This is a genomic window from Caulobacter sp. GW821-FHT10E02 (assembly GCF_059415225.1).
In genome coordinates this window covers 1,364,308-1,382,835 of sequence record NZ_JBWKMV010000001.1, presented here as the reverse complement: position 1 = coordinate 1,382,835, position 18,528 = coordinate 1,364,308, and the positions used below count along the sequence as shown (strand labels likewise).

The following is an 18,528-nucleotide window of genomic DNA, read 5'->3' as shown; positions in this document are numbered from 1 at the left end:
ACCCGTGATTCGACGACGCCGGAAAAAGACCTGCGTTCATCAACAAGATTAAACCCCCGAGGTTGCCCTCGGGGGTCAGTGGAAGGCCGTCTTGGGACGGTTATTGCTTGGGCTGTTCCGCCGGCGGGGCCGCGACCGTCGGGGTCGGGGCGGCCGCCGGAGCCTTGGCGGCGGGGGCCGGCTTCTTGGCTTCGGTCTTCGGAGCCGGGGTCGGCGCCAGCAGCGAAGGCTGCGCGGCGGCCGGGGCCGGCGTGTTGATCTGCGGGGTCGGGGCCTGGATGGCGCCCGGCTGGCTGTCAGGCGAAGCCGGCAGCGAGTTCAGCGAACCCGGCGCCGGAGCCACCGGGGCGGGAGCCGCGTTCAGGGTCTTGGCGTCCAGGCCCTTGACCTGGTCGGCCACCGAACCGCCGCTGTTGGCGCGGCCCGTCAGGATGGTCAGCGTCAGGCTGATCAGGAGGAAGACCGAGAACAGAATCCAGGTGATGCGGGTCAGCAAATCACCGGCGCCGCGGGCGGTCATGAAGCCGGTGTTGCCGCCGCCCATGCCCAGCGCGCCGCCTTCGGAGCGCTGCAGCAGCACCACCCCGATCAGACCGAGGCAGACGACGATATTGATGGCCAGCAGGACGCCGATAAGCATGTGGAATGTATTCTCGATCCGGGCGCGGGCGAAATGCCGCGTTAAAAACGAAGCGGCCCCTCTACCACTAGCGAGCGCTCCGCGCCATAGCTGGGAAGCGTGCTCCCGAACGCAACCCCTGAAGCTAGACCGTCGGACCGTATGATCCTCGAGACCGAACGCCTGACCCTCGCTCCGCTGAAGGTCGACGACGCGCCCCTGATCTATCCGTTCCTGAGTGACGCGGAGGTGATGTCCAACCTCGACCAGGAGCCGATCGAGGATCCGGACGAGGTGGCCAGCCGCGTCGCCGCCCAGGTCGACGAGATGACGGCTGGCGACGCCGCCTACTGGAGCATCCGCCACACGCTGAGCGGGGCGTATCTGGGCTATTGCGACTTCATCGACATCGACAAGCGCCACGAGCGGGCCGAGATTCGCTTCGTGGTCGACCGCAAGGGCTGGGGCCAGGGCTTCGGCGCGGAAGCCGTCAGCGCCCTCCTCGCCCACGCCGCCGCCAAGGGCCTCAAGAGCCTGGTGGCCAGCATCCACGTCGGCGACAATCGCGCCGAGCGCCTGCTGGAGAAGCTGGGCTTCAAGGCCGAGGGCTATCTGAAGGGCGCCGTGCACCGCGACGGCGAGCGGCGCGATCGCCGGCTCTACGGGCTTCAGCTCTAGATGCGGATTTAAATAAAGGGGTGCGGCGATCAGTATTATCGACCGCGAAAGTTAACGCAGGCATCTTCCCTGTTAACCATCGCGCCTCGAATCGGCCGCGACCGGAACGGAGATCCCGATGCGCTCGCCCGCCGACATGGACATCGTCCAGATCGACATCAGCACCAAGTGCCACCTGGCCTGCAGCAACTGCACGCGCCTGATCCCGCACCAGACACAGCGCCGCGACATGGAGCTGGAGACCTTCGAGCGCTCGGTCAGGAGCATGGAAGGCTGGAACGCCCCCAACAAGGTGATCGGCGTCATCGCCGGCGAGCCGACCCTGCACGGCAATTTCGAGCAGATCTCGCGTCGCTTTGCCGACCTGTGGGGTGGTGAGAACACCTCGAACGGCAAGGCGCCGATCAAGGACTTCAACGACTTCGCCACCCAGCGCCTGTTCGACCGTTCGAACGGCCGCGGGCTTTGGACCAGCCTCGGGAACGGGTTCTACAAGAACTACGAGACCATCATGGAGGTCTACAGCCACTTCAACACCAACACGCACGAGACGGCCGGCCAGCACCAGGCGCTGCTGATCTCGCGCAAGGACTACACCCAGGCCACCGGCATGTCGGACGCCGAGTGGGAATATAACCGCGACAACTGCTGGGTTCAGAAGCTCTGGTCGGCGACGATCAACGACAAGGGCGCCTATTTCTGCGAAGTGGCCGGCGCGATCGACCGGCTCTATTTCAACGGCGAACGCGCCTGGCCGATCGAGCACGGCTGGTGGCAGCGCACGCCGGAAGACTTCAAGGACCAGCTGGACCTCTGCAACTATTGCGGCCTGGCCCAGCCGGGTCCGTCGCAGCTGGACCTGCTGGACCGCGACATCATCTCGGCCGAGCACAAGCAGATCCTCAAGAAGCTGGGCAGCCCGGCGATCCGCAAGCGCGCCTATGAGATGTTCGACCCCGATCTGCACATGCAGAAGCGCCAGGTCGAGACGCGCGACAACTATGTCGGCGACGCCAGCTCGGGCCGCCGTGTCGGCATTGGCCACAACTCGACCAAGCCCCGCAAGGTGGCCTGCGTCCTGACCTCGGTCGGCTACGGCGATGACCTGGCCCAGACCTTGCCGATCAACATGCGCGAATTCGACGAGATCATCGTCGTCACCTCGACCGACGATCGCCGCACCCAGGAGGTGGTCAAGGAGAACGGCGCGACCCTGGTGATCTCGGATCGCTGCTTCGAGGACGACCACGCCTTCAACAAGGGCAAGATGCTCAATGACGGCCTGAAGGTCCTGAAGGACGCCGACTGGATCGTCTTCACCGACGCCGACATCACCATGCACGAGGGCTTCTACGAGCTCTTCATGTCGCACTCGTGGAACCCGGGGTGCCTGTACTTCACCGCCCGCATCGACAGCCAGAAGGTCGAGGGCAAGGACAGCGAAGCGACCAACTTCGAACCGAATGGCTATTTCCAGCTGTTCAACGCCCGCGCCTCGGCCATCCGCGACAGCTGGCCCAACATCGTCAGCGAGAGCTTCTGCTCGGCCGGCAGCGTCGACAGCTGGTTCTATCAGCAATGGCGCCGGGACAACCTGTTCGGCATCAGCGACATCCCCGTGCGGCACCTGGCCAGCACCCGCCTGGGCGAGAACTGGAACGGCAAGGAACCGCGCCCCCAGAAGTGGCGTCAGTTCGGCGTCATGACCGCCAACGGCATCTCCGCCCTGATGCCGGCCACCAGCGTGCCCGAGATCGTCAAGCTGACCGACACGCGCAACGGCGACACCATCGTCTGCTCACGCGACGAGATCGTGGAGCACGTGAAGACCAAGCCGGATCGCGGCCTGGTCTTCCTGGGCAAGGACATCGGCCACATGCACATCCACGTGGCCTATTTCGCCGACTGACCGACGCTGATCACCGCCCGGCAGAGCGCGCATCACCAGCTGCGCCGCGCCGAGCGTCAGCGCGTCCGCCGCCAGCCTACTCGGCGCCTGACCGAAATGGCCTACTCCTTGGCGAGCTTAGCCAGGACGGTGAGGATCTTTTCGGCCGCGTCGAGGCGCTGAGCCGGGGTGTCCCACTCGCCCTTGACCACGACCTTCTGGTCCGGCCGCACCTTCCAGATCACGCTGTTCTTGCCGACATACTGCATCAGCCCCAGCGGGTTGGCGTAGGTGTCGTTGCGGAAGCTGGCCACCGCGCCCTTGGGCCCCACGTCGATCTTGGCGACATTGGCTTCGCGGCACAGGCCCTTGATGGCGACGACCTTGAGCAAGCTGCCGGTCTCGGGCGGCAGCGGGCCGAAGCGGTCGATCATCTCGGCGGCCAGGGCTTCGCGATCGGCGGCCTGCTCGGCGTCGGACAGGCGGCGATAGAGCGACAGGCGCACGTTCAGGTCCGGCACGTATTCGTCCGGAATCATCACGGCCGCGCCGGTATTGATCTGCGGCGACCAGCCCCGGTCTTCCAGCAGGGCTTCCTGGCCCTGGCGTTGGCGCAGCTCGGCGACGGCGTCCTCCAGCATCTGCTGGTAGAGCTCGACGCCGATCTCCTTGATGTGGCCGCTCTGCTCGTCGCCCAGCAGGTTGCCGCCGCCGCGCTGGTCCAGGTCGTGGCTGGCCAGCTGGAAGCCGGCCCCCAGGCTGTCCAGCGACTGCAGCACCTGCAGGCGCTTCTCCGCCGACAGGGTCAGCGACTTCTCGACCGGCGTGGTCAGATAGGCGTAGGCGCGGGCCTTGGAGCGGCCGACGCGGCCCCGGATCTGATAGAGCTGGGCCAGGCCGAACATGTCGGCGCGGTGGACGATCAGGGTGTTGGCCGACGGGATGTCGAGGCCGCTCTCGACGATCGTCGTCGCCAGCAGCACGTCGTACTGGCCCTCGTAGAAGGCCGTCATCACGTCTTCCAGCTGGGTGGCCGCCATCTGGCCGTGGCCGACGACGTACTTCACCTCGGGCACCTGGGTGCGGAGGAACTTCTCGATGTCCTCCAGGTCCTTGATGCGCGGCACGACATAGTAGGACTGGCCGCCGCGGTACTTCTCGCGCAGCAGGGCCTCGCGCAGGGTCACCGGATCGAACGGACTGATATAGGTCCGCACCGCCAGGCGATCGACCGGCGGGGTGGCGATGATCGACATCTCGCGGATGCCCGACAGCGCCATCTGCAGGGTGCGCGGGATCGGCGTGGCGGTCAGGGTCAGCATGTGCACGTCGGCGCGAAGCTCCTTGAGCTTCTCCTTGTGCTTGACCCCGAAGTGCTGCTCCTCGTCGACGATGACCATGCCCAGGTCCTTGAACGAGACCTGCTTGGACAGCACCGCGTGGGTGCCGACCACGATCTCGATCGTGCCGTCGGCCAGGCCCTCGCGGGCCTCGGCGGCTTCCTTGCCGGTGACCAGGCGCGACAGGCGCGTGACCTTGATCGGCCAGCCCTGGAAGCGCTCCTTGAAGGTCTTGTAGTGCTGGCGGGCCAACAGCGTCGTCGGGCAGACGATGGCCACCTGCTTGCCGCTCATCGCCACCACGAACGCCGCGCGCAGGGCGACCTCGGTCTTGCCGAAACCGACGTCGCCGCAGATCAGGCGGTCCATGGGCTTGCCGGACGCCAGATCCTCCAGCACGTCGTGGATGGCGCTGAGCTGGTCGTCCGTCTCCTCGTAGGGGAAGCGGGCGCAGAACTCGTCGAACACGCCCTGCGGCGCGTCGGTTTCCTCGACGGACTTCAACTGACGGGCGGCGGCGATCTGGATCAGGCCCTCGGCCATGACCCGTAGGCGTTCCTTGGCCTTGGCCTTGCGACCCTGCCAGGCCGCGCCGCCCAGCTTGTCCAGCTGGACGCTGTCGGGATCCGAGGCGCCGTAGCGGGTCAGCAGGTCGATGTTCTCGACCGGCAGATAGAGCTTGGCCTCGCCGCCGTACATCAGGTCCAGGCAGTCGTGCGGCGCGCCCTGCACGTCGAGGGTCTTGAGGCCCTCGTAGCGGCCGATGCCGTGGTCGATGTGGACGACCAGGTCGCCCGGCGTCAGCGCGGACGCCTCGGCCAGGAAATTGGCGGCGCGACGCTTCTTGCGCGGGCGAGCCAGACGGTCACCCAGGATGTCGGTCTCGGAAATGACCGCCAGGTTTTCGGTCTCGAAGCCGTGGTCCAGCGGCAGCACGACGCGCTGCGGGGTCTTCGGATCATTGGCCTTGGCTGCCTGCCAGTAGCCGGCGAACGGGACCCTCTTCAGGCCGTGGTCGGCCAGCATGGTCCCCAGGCGCTCGGACGAGCCCTCGGACCAGGAGGCGAACAGCACGCGCTTGCCGTCGGCGGCCAGTTTCTTGGCGTGGTCGGCGGTGGCCTCGAACAGGTTGACGCTGTCCTGGGCCCGCTCGGCGGCGAAGACGCGACCGAGCTTCGCGCCCATGTCGACGACGTCCAGGCCCTGGGGCTGGAACGGCGTGAACAGGCGGTGCGTGCGGTCGGTGAGCTCGCGGTCCCATTCGGCGGCGGTCAGGTACAGGGCCTGCGGCGCCAGCGGGCGGTAGGCTGACTTGCGGTCGGCGCTGGCGCGGGCGTCATAGGCGTCGGCGATCATCGCCAGGCGCTCGTCGCGAGCCTCGGCGGCCTGGTGGTCCACGCCGATCAGGCTGCCATCGGGCAGATAGTCGAACAGGGTCGCCATCCGCTCGTAGAACAGCGGCAGCCAGTGCTCCAGGCCCGCGCGGCGGCCGCCCTCGCTAACGGCGGCGTAGAGCGGGTCATCGCCCGGCGCGCCAAACTCGGCGACATAGCCCTTGCGGAACCGCGAGATGCCCTCGGCGTCCAGCAAGGCCTCGCTGACCGGCAGGAGATCGATCTCCTTCAGCTGCTTGGTCGAGCGTTGGGTCTCGGGATCGAAGGCGCGGATGCTTTCCAGCGTGTCGCCGAAGAGATCGAGGCGCACCGGCTCTTCGGCGGCCGGCGGATAGACGTCGATGACGCCGCCTCGGATCGCGAACTCGCCGCGCTCGGAGACGGTGGAGGCGCGGGCGTAGCCGTTGACGGCGAAATAGCGCTCCAGGTCCTTGATATCGACGACATTGCCGACCTTGGCCGAGTAGCTGGCGCGCAGCAGCACGTCCTTGGTCGGCACGCGCTGTAGCAGGGCCGGCGCGGCGATGACCAAGATGGCCGGCTTCTTGTCGCCCAGGCCCCGGGCCAGGCGCGACAGGGTCGCCATCCGCGTGGCCGAGACGCCCGAGGACGGACCGATGCGGTCGTAGGGCAGGCAGTCCCACGAGGGCAGCAGCACCGCCTCGATCTCGGGGGCGAAGAACTTTAGGGCGTCGACGAACGCGCCGGCACGGGCGGTGTCGCGGGCCACGAAGGCGGTCAGGCCGCCGCGCGCCCGGGCGATATCGGCCATCACCAGCGCGTCGAAGCCTTCCGGCGCGCCGGCGAGAGTCAGGCCGCCGGCGGCCTTGGCGATCTGCTTTAAGTCGTAGGCCATGCTGTTAAGCGCCGTCCCCCGTCGGGCGCGAAGCGTGCGCCTCGAACCTGAACGCGCGGATCATCGCCAGGACGTCGGTCTCGAACTTTTCCGGCGTCGGCTCCTGGCCGACGATCCAGGCGTAGATCTCGCGGTCCGACTCTTCGAGCAGGGTTTCCAGCGTGTCGATCTGCTCTGGGGTCAGGTTCGGGCCATGGACGTCCGCGAACGGGCCCAGAATGAGGTCCGCTTCCCGGAAGCCGCGATGCCAGGCGCGGAAACGAAGGCGCCGAAGGCGGGAGTCATGGTCGATGGTCATGTGTTCGCGGATATAGAGCGGCCTCAGGGCTTGCGCCACTCCATGATGACGTACCAAGGCGCGCGCCGGTATCTGTCAGCACGGTCGGGTGGCCCGCCGTTCGGCGCCGGTTCGTCGAAATGAGTCAGGATCAGGCCCTGGATCAAGAACCACTGCATGTAGTCCTTGAGCGGACGGTGCCAGTTGAGCACCCGGATGCCGCGCCACGCGTCCCAGCTGGCGCGCGGCTCCAGATAGCGGTCGATGGCGAAGTGCGTGCGCCGGCCCAGCAGGTTCCGCTGCCAGCCGCCGCCCGCGCGAGCGGTCGAGAAGCTGGTCAGGTTGGCGACCAGCAAGGTCCCGCCGGGCTTCAGCACTCGGACCATCTCGGCGATCGCTTCGCCGGCTGGCTCGATGTCGATCAGGGACAGATAGCTGACCACGAGGTCGAAGCTGGCGTCCGCGAAGTCCAGCGCCTCGGCGCGACCGTCGACATAGGCGCCGTCCGGGTCCTTGGCCCGCGCGGCGTCCAGCAGCTCCGGCGTCGGGTCCAGGCCCACGGGCTCGAAGCCTTCGGCGCGCAGGATCCGGCAGAACCGCCCCTCCCCGCAGCCGACATCCAGGGCCTTGCCGGGCGTCAACAGCCGCAGCCGCGCGATCATCGGCGCGTCGAGCACGTACTGGCGGCCATAGTCACCGGTATCGCCCATGTCGGCGATCCAGGCTTTCGCGGAACGTCTCCAACCGCCGTCGCTCATCTTCCGAACACTTCCTATCGCCTTGTCAGCATTGACTTTGCCGGCTTTCGGCCTATTTATCCCCAACTTCGGAGCAGGTCTGGCGAATCCGCGCTGCCCGCTCGCCCAAGCACGGGCGGCTCCGGGTTTCAGACCAGCGTGTAAATGACCGAATTTTCCGACCTCGGGCTTTCGCCCACGACCCTGCAGGCTGTCGCCGATACCGGCTACACGACTGCGACCCCCATTCAAGCCCAGGCCATCCCCGTCGCCCTCGCCGGCCAGGACGTCCTCGGCATCGCCCAGACGGGCACCGGCAAGACCGCCGCCTTCACCCTCCCGCTGATCGACAAGCTGCAGTCGGGCCGCGCCAAGGCCCGCATGCCGCGCGCCCTGGTCATCGCCCCGACCCGCGAGCTGGCCGACCAGGTCGCCTCCAGCTTCGAGAAGTACGCCAAGGGCACCAAGCTCTCGTGGGCGCTGCTGATCGGCGGCGTGTCGTTCGGCGACCAGGAGAAGAAGCTGGACCGCGGCGTCGACGTGCTGATCGCCACGCCGGGCCGCCTGCTCGACCACTTCGAGCGCGGCAAGCTGCTGATGACCGGCGTGCAGTTCCTGGTCGTCGACGAAGCCGACCGCATGCTGGACATGGGCTTCATCCCGGACATCGAGCGCATCTTCAAGATGACGCCGCCCAAGAAGCAGACCTTGTTCTTCTCGGCGACCATGCCGCCGGAAATCACTCGCCTGACCAAGCAGTTCCTCAAGGATCCGGTCCGGATCGAGGTGGCCAAGCCGGCGACGACCAACGCCAACATCACCCAGCTGCTGGTCAAGGTCCCCTCCTCCGATCCCAAGGCCAAGCGCCTGGCGCTGCGCGCGCTGATCGAGAAGGCCCAGATCGAAACCGGCATCGTGTTCTGCAACCGCAAGACCGAAGTCGACATCGTCGCCAAGTCGCTGAAGGTGCATGGCTTCGACGCCGCCGCCATCCACGGCGACCTGGACCAGAGCCAGCGCACCAAGACCCTGGCGGCCTTCCGCGACGGTTCGCTGAAGATCCTGGTGGCCTCGGACGTCGCCGCGCGCGGCCTGGACATCCCGGCTGTCAGCCACGTCTTCAACTACGACGTCCCGCACCACGCCGACGACTATGTCCACCGCATCGGCCGCACCGGCCGCGCCGGGCGCACGGGCATCACCTACATGCTGGTGACCCCGGCCGACGACAAGGGCTTCGACAAGGTCGTCAAGCTGATCGGCTCGACCCCGGACGAAGAGAAGCTCGAGCTCGACTACTCGAACGCCGTGACGGTGAAGCGCGAAGGCGATCGCGATCGCAAGCGCGGCAGCCGTGACCGCGATCGTGGTGGCGAACGCGGTGAGCGCAGCGAGCGTCCGTCGCCCCGCGCCCGTGGCCGTCGCACCGAGGAAGCCGCTGCTGAAGCGCCGGCGGAAACTGTCGTGGCCGCCGAGGCTCCTGAAGCCGCCGTCGCCGAGGAACGTCCCGCCCGCGAACGCCGTCCGCGCCGCGAACGCGAGCCCCGTGGTGAGCGCGCGCCCCGCGCCGAAGCCGCTCCGGTTGCTGAAACCGAGCGTCCCGAACGCGCGGAACGCCCCGCTCGCGCCGAGCGTCCGGAGCGTGCCGAACGCGCCGACCGTCCGGAGCGCGCTGATCGCCCTGAACGTAGCGACCGTCCGGAACGCCCTGAGCGCCCGGTGCGCGGCGTCCAGCCGGTCCGCGACCGCGACGACGACGACCGTCGCGTGGTCGGCTTCGGCAACGACGTCCCGGCCTTCCTGGTGCGCCCGCCGCGCGGCAAGTAAGCCTCGACCGACCCACAATGCAGAAGCGCCGGACGATCGCTCGTCCGGCGTTTTTTCGTTCAGGTCTGTGGGAAGTCGGTGCTGACTGTCAGCGCCTCCCAGGCCGCCATCTCGACCTGGACCGCCTCCAGCTTGGCGCGCGCCCGGCGCAGGGCGTCGGACCCGAGCAGCAGATGCAGCGGCGGATCCGGCGCATCGACGATGCGCAGCAGGGCCTGGGCGGCGCGGTCCGGATCGCCCAGCTGCTGACCGGCCATCGACGAGAACGCCTCGCTCGCCTTGCCGACCGTCGCCTCGTAGTCCTCGGCGCGCGTCTCGCTCAGGCGGATCGAATGGGCCGACAGGAAGTCCGTCCGGAAGGCCCCCGGCGCGACGGCGGTCAGCTTGATCCCCAGCGGCGCGACCTCCTGGCTCAGTGACACCGTCATGCCCTCCAGCGCGAACTTGGCCGCCGCGTAGAGGCCCGAGGCCGCCCCCGGCGCACGGCCGGCGATCGAGGTGATGTTGAGGATGCGCGCCTCTCCTTGCGTGCGCAGCCGGGGCAGAGCCGCGCGGATCACCTTGAATGGGCCGAAGACGTCGGTGGCGAACAGACGCTCGGCCTCGGCGTCGGTGGCGTCCTCCAACGCGCCCAGCAGGCCGTAGCCTGCGTTGTTGACGATGACGTCCAGCCGCCCGCCGGCCAGGCGGAAGGCCTCGTCCACCGCTCGGTCGATCGCCGCGCCATCCGTGACGTCCAGCGTCAGGACGTGCAGCGCGCCCGGTCCGGTATCGATCGGCGGCGTCCCCGAGCGGACCGTGCCGATCACGGTGTCGCCCCGCGCCAGCGCCGCCTTGGCGAGCGCGAGACCCAGCCCGCGCGAAATCCCCGTGATGAACCAATGCTTCGTCATCGCATGCTCCTTGTGCGGCGCGTCTTGTGCGCCCTCGCAAGGCCCTTCAGAATACAGCCAATTCTGATCGAGTTTGTAAGACTGGCTAAAGAATGACCCAGGCGACAGCGGACGCGATGCTGACGGGCGGCGACTTCGCCCACCTGCGCGCTTTCGTGGCCGTGGCTCAGGCGCTAAGCTTCACGCGCGCGGCCGAGACGCTGGGCGTCACGCCGTCGGCCTTGAGCCAGATCGTGCGCGTCTTCGAGGATCGGATCGGCGTCCGCCTGCTGAACCGCACCACGCGCAGCGTCTCCCTGACCGAGGCCGGCGAGACCCTGCTGCGCCGCGTCGCGCCGGCCGTGGCCGAACTCAGCCAGGCCGTCGGCCAGGCGCGCCTGCATCAGGACCTTCCTTCAGGGACGGTCCGCGTCCACGCCTTCCACTCCGCGGCCGAGCGCTTCATCCAGCCCATCCTGCCAGCGTTCCGCCGCGCGTTCCCCAAGGTCGTGCTGGATGTGACGATCGACGACGAGGTGGTCGACACCGTGGCCGGCGGCTTCGACGCCGCCATCCGCATCGGCGAGGTAATCGAGCGCGACATGATCGCCGTGTCGCTGGAGCCGCCGCTGCGGCAGGTGCCCGTCGCCGCACCAAGCTACGTCGCCGAACGCGGCCTGCCGGCCCATCCGCGCGATCTCCTCAGCCACGACTGCATCCGCTGGCGCTGGCCGGGCCGCACCCAACCCTATCGCTGGGAGTTCCTCGAGGACGGCGCCTGGTTCGAGGTCGAGGTCGACGGGCCGCTAATCGTCAACAGCAAGGCGATGGCGTTGAAGGCCGCGCTCGACGGCGTCGGCATCGCCTTCCCGGTCGAGCGCACCGCGCGCCAGGCCATCGCCGAGGGCCGGCTTATCCCCATGCTGGAGCCCTGGTGCGGGACGTTCCCGGGCCACCACCTGTGCTTTCCCCAGCAGCGGCAGATGAGCCCGGCCCTGCGCGCCTTCATCGACACGGTCCGCGACGGGGCCGCGGCCATGGCCTAGCTCGCGGAACGCTGTTATCGTCATGGCGTTTTCGGCTCGATCGCGCCGAGTAGGCCGGTCGCGCCCAACAAGAATGGGAGGACTTAGACATGGCCGCCATCGAACCCGAACTCGACAAGCAAGCCGTGCTGATCGCGCACGAGAAGACCTACCACGCCTTCGCCGTGCTGCTGCGCTGGGCGATGCTGGGCCTGGCCTCCAGCATCAGCGCCCTGACGGTGTGGTTCGCCACGCCCGGCGGCTTCTGGGGTGGCCTCGTCACCTTCCTGGTCGTCTGGTTCGCTGGCTACTACGGCATGGTCAAGCGCGAGGAAGAGCAGTCGCTCGATCCCTGGGCGCCGGGCCGCAAGGGCATCCTCTAGAGCGCCTGATCGACGACCTTCAGCAGGTCGTCCAGCGGCGGCTTGAAGGCGAACTTGAAGCCTCTGCGAAGCCTGGCCAGCACCGGCGCCTGCCGCGCCGGAGCTGGTGACGCGCAGACATAGCCGCGCCAGTCCACACCGACCTGGCGACAGGCCGCCCGCACCCACTGGCTGGTGAAGTTCAGCGGCTGAATCTCCACGACCCGCGCGCCCTTGGGCAGGAAGACGGCGTTAGCCAGCGCCGCGCCGCTGGCGCCGACCAGCACCTCTGCCTCGCGCATCAGTGCGACCTGCTCGGCCGCGCCCAGGGCCTCGGGCCGCACGATCGCGAAGCCGCGCGCCGCCAGCGCCTTCTCGAACGCCGCCTCGCCGACCATCACCCGCATCGACTGGCCGCGCCGCGAGAGGTAGACGCGCTTTGCGCCGCGCCCCGCTGGCGCCCGCTCCAGCACCCGCGCCGCCACGTCGGCGACGAGGCCGTCCGGGTGGTGCAGGAAGTGGTCCATGCTGGTGGCGAACACCGCCCGCTTGACCCGCACGACCGGCGCCTCGACCTCGCGCAGATCGATCCCCGGGAAGGCCATGGCGATCAGGTCGCGTTGCCAGGCCGTCAGCTTCGGGGCCAGGACCGGGACGCCGTCCAGCAGCCCCGCCTGCTCCAACGCCAGCAGCGACGGCAGGGCGTCGATGACGAAGTGGCCGTAGTTGAAGGTCGCGCCCCAGGGCAGGAACACCGCCCCGGCCTCGATTTCGGGCGCGGAGGCCGGCGGGGTGAAGCGGTCGCCCTGCACGCCGAGCATCGCCGACAGGTCCTGCGACCCATGCCGCGCCTCGCCGATCGTGGCGTTGTAGAGCGCCCCGTCCGTGCCGATCAGCCCGCCGAAGCGCGGGAACCACCAGCTCTCGCCGATCGCGCACAGCGCCGGCACGTTGACCGGCAGGGGCGCTGAGATGTCGTAAGGCCAAGCGGTGGTTTCCGGACCGGCCAGAGCGCCCCACGGCGCGCCGACCGAGGCGTCATGCTCCGGCGCGAAGGCCACCCCCGTCTCGCCCCGCGCGAACCGCTCGCGCAGCTCCGCCGCCAGCATGGGCGGCAGGTCGCTGGCCTCGACGATGGGGCGCAGGGAAAGCGGCGCGGTCATGCGCCGCTTGGAGCATGCCGCGCCGTTCTGTTGAAGCTACTTCTTGATCTGCCCGGCCAAGTACTTGCGGATACCCTCGCCGTAGGGCGGACGCAGGCCTAGCATCGGGGCGATGTCCTTCTTCAGCTGCTGGAACACCGCCTTGCGGTGGCTGAACTCGCGGAAGCCGTCGTGGCCGTGATAGGCGCCCATGCCGGCCGGACCGACGCCGCCGAACGGCAGGTCCTCCTGGGCGACGTGGAAGATCACGTCATTGACCGTGACGCCGCCGCTGGTGGTGTTCGCCAGCACCCGATCCTTCTCGGCCTCGTCGGTGCCGAACCAGTAGAGGGCCAACGGCCGGTCGTGGGCGTTCACATAGGCCACGGCCTCGTCGACGGTCTTGTAGCCCTTCACAGGCAGCACCGGGCCGAAGATTTCTTCCTGCATCACCGTCATATCGTCGGTGGGGTCCAGGATCAGGGTCGGGGCGATCTTGCGATGCTCCTGCTGCGACAGGTCCTCGCCGCCGGGATTGATCTCGACGATCCGCGCGCCCTTGGCCCGGGCGTCATCGACATAGCCCTTCACCCGGTCGTAGTGGCGCTGGGCGACCACGGCCGTGTAGTCGGGATTGTCCTTGATGGTCGGGAAGTAGCGGCCGACGGCGGCCTGGGCTTCCTTGACGAAGGTCTCGACGTCCTCTTGCGGAGCCAGGACATAGTCCGGCGCCAGGCAGATCTGGCCCGCGTTCAGGGTCTTGCCGTTCATGATCCGCGCCGCGGCCGTGGCCATGTCGGCGCCGCGCGACAGGATCACCGGGCTCTTGCCGCCCAGTTCCAGGGTCACCGGCACCAGGTTTTCGGCCGCCGCCCGCATCACGTGACGCGCCACCGAGGTCGCGCCGGTGAAGACCAAGTGGTCGAAAGCCAGCCCAGAGAACGCCTGCCCCACTTCCGGCCCGCCGACGAACACCGCGACCTCTTCCTCCGAGAACGCCTTGGCGAACATCGCCTTCAGCAGGTCGGAGGTGGCGGGGGTGAATTCCGACGGCTTGATCATCGCCCGGTTGCCGGCCGCGAACACGCCGGCCAGCGGGGCGAAGGTCAGGTTGACCGGGAAGTTCCAGGGGCTGATCACCCCGACCACGCCCTTGGGCTGCCACTGCACGCTGGCCTTGGCGCCGAACAGACCCAGGATCGCCGGGGTCGTCTTGCGCTTCTCGGGCCGAGCCCACTTGGCGACATTCTCGCGAGCGAACTTCAACGGGCCGATCGAGCCGGCCACGTCGGTCAGCGAGGTCGCCTCGGGAGAGCGCGAGCCGAAGTCGGCGTTCACCGCCTTGGCGATCTCGGCCTGATGCCCGACCAGGAGATCGATGCATCGGTTCAGCCAGCCGATCCGCTTCTCGACACTGGGCGCGCCGTCGCGCAGGTGCGCGGCCTTCTGACGCTGCAGAACATCGTTCATCGCCGCCTTGTGGGCGTCGGACGACAGATTCACCGGCGCATTCATGATGCTGGCTCCCTCCCCTGGCCCGGCCATGGCGGCGCGGCGCTCATCTTATCGATGATCACAATGAGCGCTGGTCGTTTCTTACGCAAGAGAACGTCGTTCTTAACGCATCGTAAGAACTCTCCCCCCTAGTGTAGCGCTCCAAGCGTCGGCGTTTCCGCAAGGGGAACCGCCCACGGGGGAAGAAGAGATGTCGGACGTCGAAACCACGCTGCGCGGTCCCGAGGCGTACAAGATTGCTTCGCGCGCTCTGGAGCTCATGGAGCGCCACCAGGTGTGGCCGACCGCTCTGAACTTCGAGCTGTGGACCCACTATGTGGCCGATCCCGATGGCGCTCTCGCCCGTGAACTGACCCGCCTGATCTCGCTGGGCGAGCCGATGACCGAGCTGGTCAGCGAAGAGCTCGCCGCGACCTACCTGCCCAAGGCGCGCCTGAACGAACAGATCCGCGACGCCGGCGACATCCTCTCCAAGGAACTGGAAGCGGTCTCCAAGGCCATCCAGAACGCCCAGAAGTCCAACGCCGCGTTCGGCAAGGAACTGGCCGGCGCCAGCAAGAGCCTGGACAAGACGACCGACGTCGAAGCCATCAAGGCCGTGGTCGGCAGCCTGGCCGACGCCACCCGCCGCGTGCACAAGGAAAACCAGTCGCTGGAAACGCGCCTGGCTGACTCCACCGCCGAGGTCGAGCGCCTGCGCGAGCACCTGGAACAGGTCCGCCGCGACGCCACCACCGACGGCCTGACCAACCTGGCCAACCGCAAGGCCTTCGACGAAGAGCTGGAGCGCGCCTGCTCCGACGCCGACGACGAAGGCGGCACCATCTGCCTGGCGGTGCTCGACATCGACCACTTCAAGGGCTTCAACGACACCTGGGGCCACCAGACGGGCGACCAGGTCATCCGTTACGTCGCCTCGGTGATCGGTCGCGTCGCCGCCCCGCCGCGTTTCGCGGCCCGCTACGGCGGCGAGGAATTCGCCATGATCTTCCCGCGCGAAGCCGCCGCGACCGTGGCCACCACCCTGGAAGAGATCCGCGTCGAGGTCTCCTCGCGCATGCTCAAGCGTCGCTCGACCAACGAGGACCTGGGCGCCATCACCATCTCGTCGGGCTTCGCCGAGCGCAAGCCGAACGAAAGCGGCCACTCGGTCATGGAACGCGCCGACGCGGCGCTCTACGCCTCCAAGCGCGGCGGCCGCAACCGGGTGACCGCGGCGGAATCCATGCCGGCCTCGGCCAACGCGGCCTAACTTCTTCAGCAGAAGACCTACCTTTGACGCCGCCGGTCTCACGATCGGCGGCGTTTCCTTTTGAAGATTCCGCTAGCCTTCCCAAAGGGCAAAGGCGCCTAGACTCTCCCTATCGACATTAGGGAGCTCAAGGCCGTGGACTATCAGAAGATCCGTGTCTCGACCCAGGACGGCGTCGCCACCGTCACCCTCGCCGATCCGTCCACGCTGAACGCCGCCAGCCTGGAGATCGCCCGCGAACTGATCCACGCCTTCTCGTCTATCGCCGCCGGCAAGGTCGAGGCGCGGGCGGTGATCCTGACCGGCGAAGGCCGCGGCTTCTGCTCGGGCGCCAACCTTTCGGGCGGCGGCGCGGCCGGGCGCGAGCTGGACGTCGACGGCAAACCCGACGCCGGCTCGGCGCTGGAGAACACCTACAACCCGCTGATGACCCTGCTGCGCGATTTCCCGCTGCCGATCGTCACGGCGGTGAACGGACCGGCGGCTGGGGTCGGCTGCTCGATCGCGCTGATGGGCGACATCATCGTGGCCGGCGAGAGCGCCTATTTCCTGCAAGCCTTCCGCCGCATCGGTCTCGTGCCCGACGGCGGCTCGACCTACCTGCTGCCGCGCCTGATCGGCAAGGCGCGGGCGATGGAGATGATGCTGCTGGGCGACAAGATCCCAGCCGCGACAGCCCTGCAGTGGGGCCTCGTAAACCGTTGCGTTCCCGACGACCAACTGATCCCGACCGCCCACACGCTCGCGCTCGAACTGGCCAAGGGCCCGGCGGCGCTGGGCGCGATCCGCAAGCTGGTCTGGGACAGCCTCGACAGCGACTGGACCGGCCAGCTGCACGCCGAACGCAAGGCCCAGAAGTTCGCCGGCAAGACCGAGGACTTCCTCGAAGGCGTCAGCGCCTTCCTCCAGAAACGCGCGGCGGCGTTCAAGGGGCGGTAGTGGACCCCTGGAGGTCGATCAGGATCCGAACAGCCTCGTCGGCCCGTTCGGCCGGCACGAAGACATGGTCGTGGTTCAGCGCCGCGACCATGTTGCAGGCGATGCCAGCCTGGGCCAGTGCGGTTGCGACAGCGGCGGTCAGGCCGACGCCGTCGAGGGCCGAGTAGACGCTCAGGGTGATCAAGGCCATCGGCGCTTCGACCGGGAAGCCCGCCGCCTCCGCCGCGCCCCGCTCCAGGATCAGGCTGACGCCTTCGGCCTCGCGGAACATGGCCAGGGGCTGGAGCGTCGCCCAGTCGCGGTCGCCCGCGGCGCAGAAGACGTAGTCGCCGCTCTGAAGCTCCGGCGTCATGCCGGCGACCATTTCGCGAGCGTCGCGAACGACTTGGCTCATTTCTCTGACGTCTGAAGATAGGGCTTGTAGCTCTTTTCCTCGATGATCTCCGAACCGGCGGCTTCGTTGATGGCGCGCTTGATCGCGGCGCGCTTGTCGTTGTCGATATAGACGCGGCGGGCCAGGGCCACGAAGTCCGGACCGAAGTCCTGGCGGCGCTCGCAGTCGCGCTTGCCGTCCTCGATGTCCCAGAGGGCGGCGTTGACCGTGGTCAGCTCTTCGGTCAGGCGGGCGATGTCGGCGTTGTCGGGCAGGTGCTGGGCCGCCGTGGCTTCCAGCAGGGCCAGCTCCTTGCGGACATTGGCTTCCTTGGCCGGATCGCCGATGCGCTGGGCCTTGACCCGCAGGATGGTGATCTTGTCGACCAGTTCGCCCGCCGAGATCGGCGCGAGGATGGACATTCAGGCGGCTCCGGTGACCAGCTTCTGGAGGGCGTCCCAGGCCGCATCGACCGGCAGGGCGTCCATGCCGCTTCCGTAGTCCTCCGCGACCAGCATCTCAAGCCGCTGGGCGGCCGGGCGGAACTTCACCGACTTGCGGCGGTCCTGTTGCAGCGACAGCAGCGGCGCGCCGCCGGCAGCCAGCATATGGCCGGGGCCGGCATCGTTGGCGACGCCTGCAGCCAAGCGGCTGGCCAGGGCGATGACCAGCAGCGGGCCCCTTACCGCCAAAAAGGCGTCCGTGCGGTTACGTTCGGGCTGCAAGGCCTGCGGAACCTCGCGCGCGGCCACGGCGGCGTCCTCGGCTTCGTCAGGGCCGAAGAAGAAGACCGGCATCCAACCGTTGGCCTCCACCCGGCGCGCCAGCTCCAGATAGTGCTCCAGCGGCCAGCGCTTGTCCTGACCGCCGGCTCCAGGCGCGAGACCGACATAGGTGGGACCGGCCGGTAGCAGGACCTCGGCGGCCTTCAGGACGCCGTGGTTGGTCAAGGCAAACGGCTTCGAACCGCCCTGCCCGTCTGTCGCCAGGTCCAGCAGTCGCGCCAGGCGATCGGTGACGGCCACCGGCCAGTCCTTGTCGCGGGCGTGGCGCGCGGCCGAAACGAAGCGACCCGAGGCGGCCCGCTTGGCGACGCCGCTGCGGCGCAGGTTCTCCTGGGTGTCGATGACGAGGTCGAACTTGCGGCCGCCGAACGGCTTGGACCACGGCAGGCTGTCCAGCGCGCCCGCGCCGTTGGGCCCGTCCAGGATCACCTCGTCGACATAGCCGGCGACCACGGCCTTCAGTGCGCTGGTGTAAACGGTCTCGCCCTTTGCGGCGCACCAGCTGATCCGCGCGTCCGAGAAGGCCGCGCGCAGGCCGGCGATGAAGGGCAGCTTGATCAGGCCATCGCCGATGACCTCGCCCATGGAATAGATAAGCACCGTCTGGACCATGGCCGTGTGTCGCCGGACCGCCCGCGGCTGTCCAT

At 68.2% G+C, this 18,528-nt stretch carries 17 protein-coding genes; 7 read left to right on the top strand and 10 right to left on the bottom strand.

The window, feature by feature from the left end; all coding sequences use genetic code 11:
* Window positions 1-100: 100 nt before the first annotated feature.
* Window positions 101-640, bottom strand: coding sequence for a preprotein translocase subunit SecG (secG, locus tag AC07NI_RS06205; protein ID WP_494616819.1), 540 nt, complete (start codon window positions 638-640; stop codon window positions 101-103).
* 141 nt (window positions 641-781) lie between these two features.
* Between secG and AC07NI_RS06200 the strand changes: the two genes are divergently transcribed.
* Window positions 782-1,297, top strand: coding sequence for a GNAT family N-acetyltransferase (locus AC07NI_RS06200; RefSeq protein WP_494616818.1), 516 nt, complete (start codon window positions 782-784; stop codon window positions 1,295-1,297).
* A 118-nt stretch (window positions 1,298-1,415) separates the two neighbouring features.
* The gene (locus AC07NI_RS06195; protein WP_494616817.1) at window positions 1,416-3,206 is read left to right on the top strand and encodes a hypothetical protein; all 1,791 of its coding nucleotides are present in this window, start codon (window positions 1,416-1,418) and stop codon (window positions 3,204-3,206) included.
* 101 nt (window positions 3,207-3,307) lie between these two features.
* On the opposite strand, the gene mfd is transcribed toward AC07NI_RS06195, so the two are convergent.
* The 3 genes from mfd to AC07NI_RS06180 are packed head-to-tail and all read right to left on the bottom strand — an operon-like array spanning window position 3,308 to window position 7,828.
* The gene (gene mfd, locus AC07NI_RS06190) at window positions 3,308-6,775 is read right to left on the bottom strand and encodes a transcription-repair coupling factor (protein ID WP_494616816.1); all 3,468 of its coding nucleotides are present in this window, start codon (window positions 6,773-6,775) and stop codon (window positions 3,308-3,310) included.
* 4 nt (window positions 6,776-6,779) lie between these two features.
* A complete protein-coding gene (locus AC07NI_RS06185) occupies window positions 6,780-7,073 on the bottom strand; it encodes an FAD assembly factor SdhE (protein WP_125158468.1) in 294 nt (97 codons plus the stop codon).
* Window positions 7,074-7,096: 23 nt separating this feature from the next.
* Window positions 7,097-7,828, bottom strand: coding sequence for a class I SAM-dependent methyltransferase (locus AC07NI_RS06180; RefSeq protein WP_494618294.1), 732 nt, complete (start codon window positions 7,826-7,828; stop codon window positions 7,097-7,099).
* Between the two features lie 126 nt (window positions 7,829-7,954).
* On the opposite strand from AC07NI_RS06180, the gene AC07NI_RS06175 reads away from it, so the two are divergent.
* Entirely contained in the window at window positions 7,955-9,616 is a 1,662-nt protein-coding gene (locus AC07NI_RS06175) for a DEAD/DEAH box helicase (RefSeq protein WP_494616815.1), read from the top strand.
* A 59-nt stretch (window positions 9,617-9,675) separates the two neighbouring features.
* Here the strand turns inward: AC07NI_RS06175 and AC07NI_RS06170 are convergent, their stop codons facing one another.
* On the bottom strand, window positions 9,676-10,509 hold the full coding sequence (locus tag AC07NI_RS06170) for an oxidoreductase (RefSeq protein WP_494616814.1): 834 nt from the start codon (window positions 10,507-10,509) through the stop codon (window positions 9,676-9,678).
* Window positions 10,510-10,601: 92 nt separating this feature from the next.
* Between AC07NI_RS06170 and AC07NI_RS06165 the strand changes: the two genes are divergently transcribed.
* Complete coding sequence (locus AC07NI_RS06165) at window positions 10,602-11,534, top strand: LysR family transcriptional regulator (RefSeq protein WP_494616813.1); 933 nt, start codon at window positions 10,602-10,604, stop codon at window positions 11,532-11,534.
* A gap of 89 nt (window positions 11,535-11,623) precedes the next feature.
* Window positions 11,624-11,896, top strand: a complete 273-nt coding sequence (locus AC07NI_RS06160) for a hypothetical protein (RefSeq protein ID WP_494616812.1) — start codon at window positions 11,624-11,626, stop codon at window positions 11,894-11,896.
* On the opposite strand, the gene AC07NI_RS06155 is transcribed toward AC07NI_RS06160, so the two are convergent.
* Together AC07NI_RS06155 and AC07NI_RS06150 are read right to left on the bottom strand one after the other, a co-directional pair.
* Window positions 11,893-13,038, bottom strand: a complete 1,146-nt coding sequence (locus tag AC07NI_RS06155; RefSeq protein WP_494616811.1) for a glycosyltransferase family 61 protein — start codon at window positions 13,036-13,038, stop codon at window positions 11,893-11,895. The two genes, AC07NI_RS06160 and AC07NI_RS06155, sit on opposite strands and share 4 nt — an antisense overlap.
* Window positions 13,039-13,074: 36 nt before the next feature.
* Window positions 13,075-14,532 (bottom strand): coniferyl aldehyde dehydrogenase, encoded by a 1,458-nt coding sequence (locus AC07NI_RS06150; protein WP_494616810.1) that lies wholly within the window; start codon window positions 14,530-14,532, stop codon window positions 13,075-13,077.
* A 190-nt stretch (window positions 14,533-14,722) separates the two neighbouring features.
* Between AC07NI_RS06150 and AC07NI_RS06145 the strand changes: the two genes are divergently transcribed.
* Complete coding sequence (locus tag AC07NI_RS06145; protein ID WP_494616809.1) at window positions 14,723-15,784, top strand: GGDEF domain-containing protein; 1,062 nt, start codon at window positions 14,723-14,725, stop codon at window positions 15,782-15,784.
* A 135-nt stretch (window positions 15,785-15,919) separates the two neighbouring features.
* Window positions 15,920-16,723, top strand: coding sequence for an enoyl-CoA hydratase/isomerase (locus AC07NI_RS06140; RefSeq protein WP_494616808.1), 804 nt, complete (start codon window positions 15,920-15,922; stop codon window positions 16,721-16,723).
* Here the strand turns inward: AC07NI_RS06140 and AC07NI_RS06135 are convergent.
* The 3 genes from AC07NI_RS06135 to AC07NI_RS06125 are packed head-to-tail and all read right to left on the bottom strand — an operon-like array spanning window position 16,710 to window position 18,493.
* Complete coding sequence (locus AC07NI_RS06135; RefSeq protein ID WP_494616807.1) at window positions 16,710-17,117, bottom strand: ACT domain-containing protein; 408 nt, start codon at window positions 17,115-17,117, stop codon at window positions 16,710-16,712. The two genes, AC07NI_RS06140 and AC07NI_RS06135, sit on opposite strands and share 14 nt — an antisense overlap.
* Window positions 17,114-17,518: a DUF6165 family protein gene (locus AC07NI_RS06130; RefSeq protein WP_494616806.1), complete on the bottom strand. Its 405-nt coding sequence runs from the start codon at window positions 17,516-17,518 to the stop codon at window positions 17,114-17,116. The genes AC07NI_RS06135 and AC07NI_RS06130 overlap by 4 nt, the downstream gene beginning before the upstream one ends.
* Window positions 17,519-18,493 (bottom strand): glycosyltransferase family 9 protein, encoded by a 975-nt coding sequence (locus tag AC07NI_RS06125; RefSeq protein WP_494616805.1) that lies wholly within the window; start codon window positions 18,491-18,493, stop codon window positions 17,519-17,521.
* Between the last annotated feature and the right edge of the window lie 35 nt (window positions 18,494-18,528).

Excerpts from the sequence above, each read along its gene's own strand:
- AC07NI_RS06160 (WP_494616812.1), top strand. The coding sequence starts at position 11,624 with ATGGCCGCCATCGAACCCGAACTCGACAAGCAAGCCGTGCTGATCGCG.
- AC07NI_RS06135 (WP_494616807.1), bottom strand. The coding sequence starts at position 17,117 with ATGAGCCAAGTCGTTCGCGACGCTCGCGAAATGGTCGCCGGCATGACG.
- AC07NI_RS06155 (WP_494616811.1), bottom strand. The coding sequence starts at position 13,038 with ATGACCGCGCCGCTTTCCCTGCGCCCCATCGTCGAGGCCAGCGACCTG.
- AC07NI_RS06165 (WP_494616813.1), top strand. The coding sequence starts at position 10,602 with ATGACCCAGGCGACAGCGGACGCGATGCTGACGGGCGGCGACTTCGCC.
- AC07NI_RS06170 (WP_494616814.1), bottom strand. The coding sequence starts at position 10,509 with ATGACGAAGCATTGGTTCATCACGGGGATTTCGCGCGGGCTGGGTCTC.
- AC07NI_RS06150 (WP_494616810.1), bottom strand. The coding sequence starts at position 14,532 with ATGAATGCGCCGGTGAATCTGTCGTCCGACGCCCACAAGGCGGCGATG.
- AC07NI_RS06195 (WP_494616817.1), top strand. The coding sequence starts at position 1,416 with ATGCGCTCGCCCGCCGACATGGACATCGTCCAGATCGACATCAGCACC.
- AC07NI_RS06130 (WP_494616806.1), bottom strand. The coding sequence starts at position 17,518 with ATGTCCATCCTCGCGCCGATCTCGGCGGGCGAACTGGTCGACAAGATC.
- secG (WP_494616819.1), bottom strand. The coding sequence starts at position 640 with ATGCTTATCGGCGTCCTGCTGGCCATCAATATCGTCGTCTGCCTCGGT.
- AC07NI_RS06200 (WP_494616818.1), top strand. The coding sequence starts at position 782 with ATGATCCTCGAGACCGAACGCCTGACCCTCGCTCCGCTGAAGGTCGAC.
- AC07NI_RS06125 (WP_494616805.1), bottom strand. The coding sequence starts at position 18,493 with ATGGTCCAGACGGTGCTTATCTATTCCATGGGCGAGGTCATCGGCGAT.
- AC07NI_RS06185 (WP_125158468.1), bottom strand. The coding sequence starts at position 7,073 with ATGACCATCGACCATGACTCCCGCCTTCGGCGCCTTCGTTTCCGCGCC.
- mfd (WP_494616816.1), bottom strand. The coding sequence starts at position 6,775 with ATGGCCTACGACTTAAAGCAGATCGCCAAGGCCGCCGGCGGCCTGACT.
- AC07NI_RS06145 (WP_494616809.1), top strand. The coding sequence starts at position 14,723 with ATGTCGGACGTCGAAACCACGCTGCGCGGTCCCGAGGCGTACAAGATT.
- AC07NI_RS06175 (WP_494616815.1), top strand. The coding sequence starts at position 7,955 with ATGACCGAATTTTCCGACCTCGGGCTTTCGCCCACGACCCTGCAGGCT.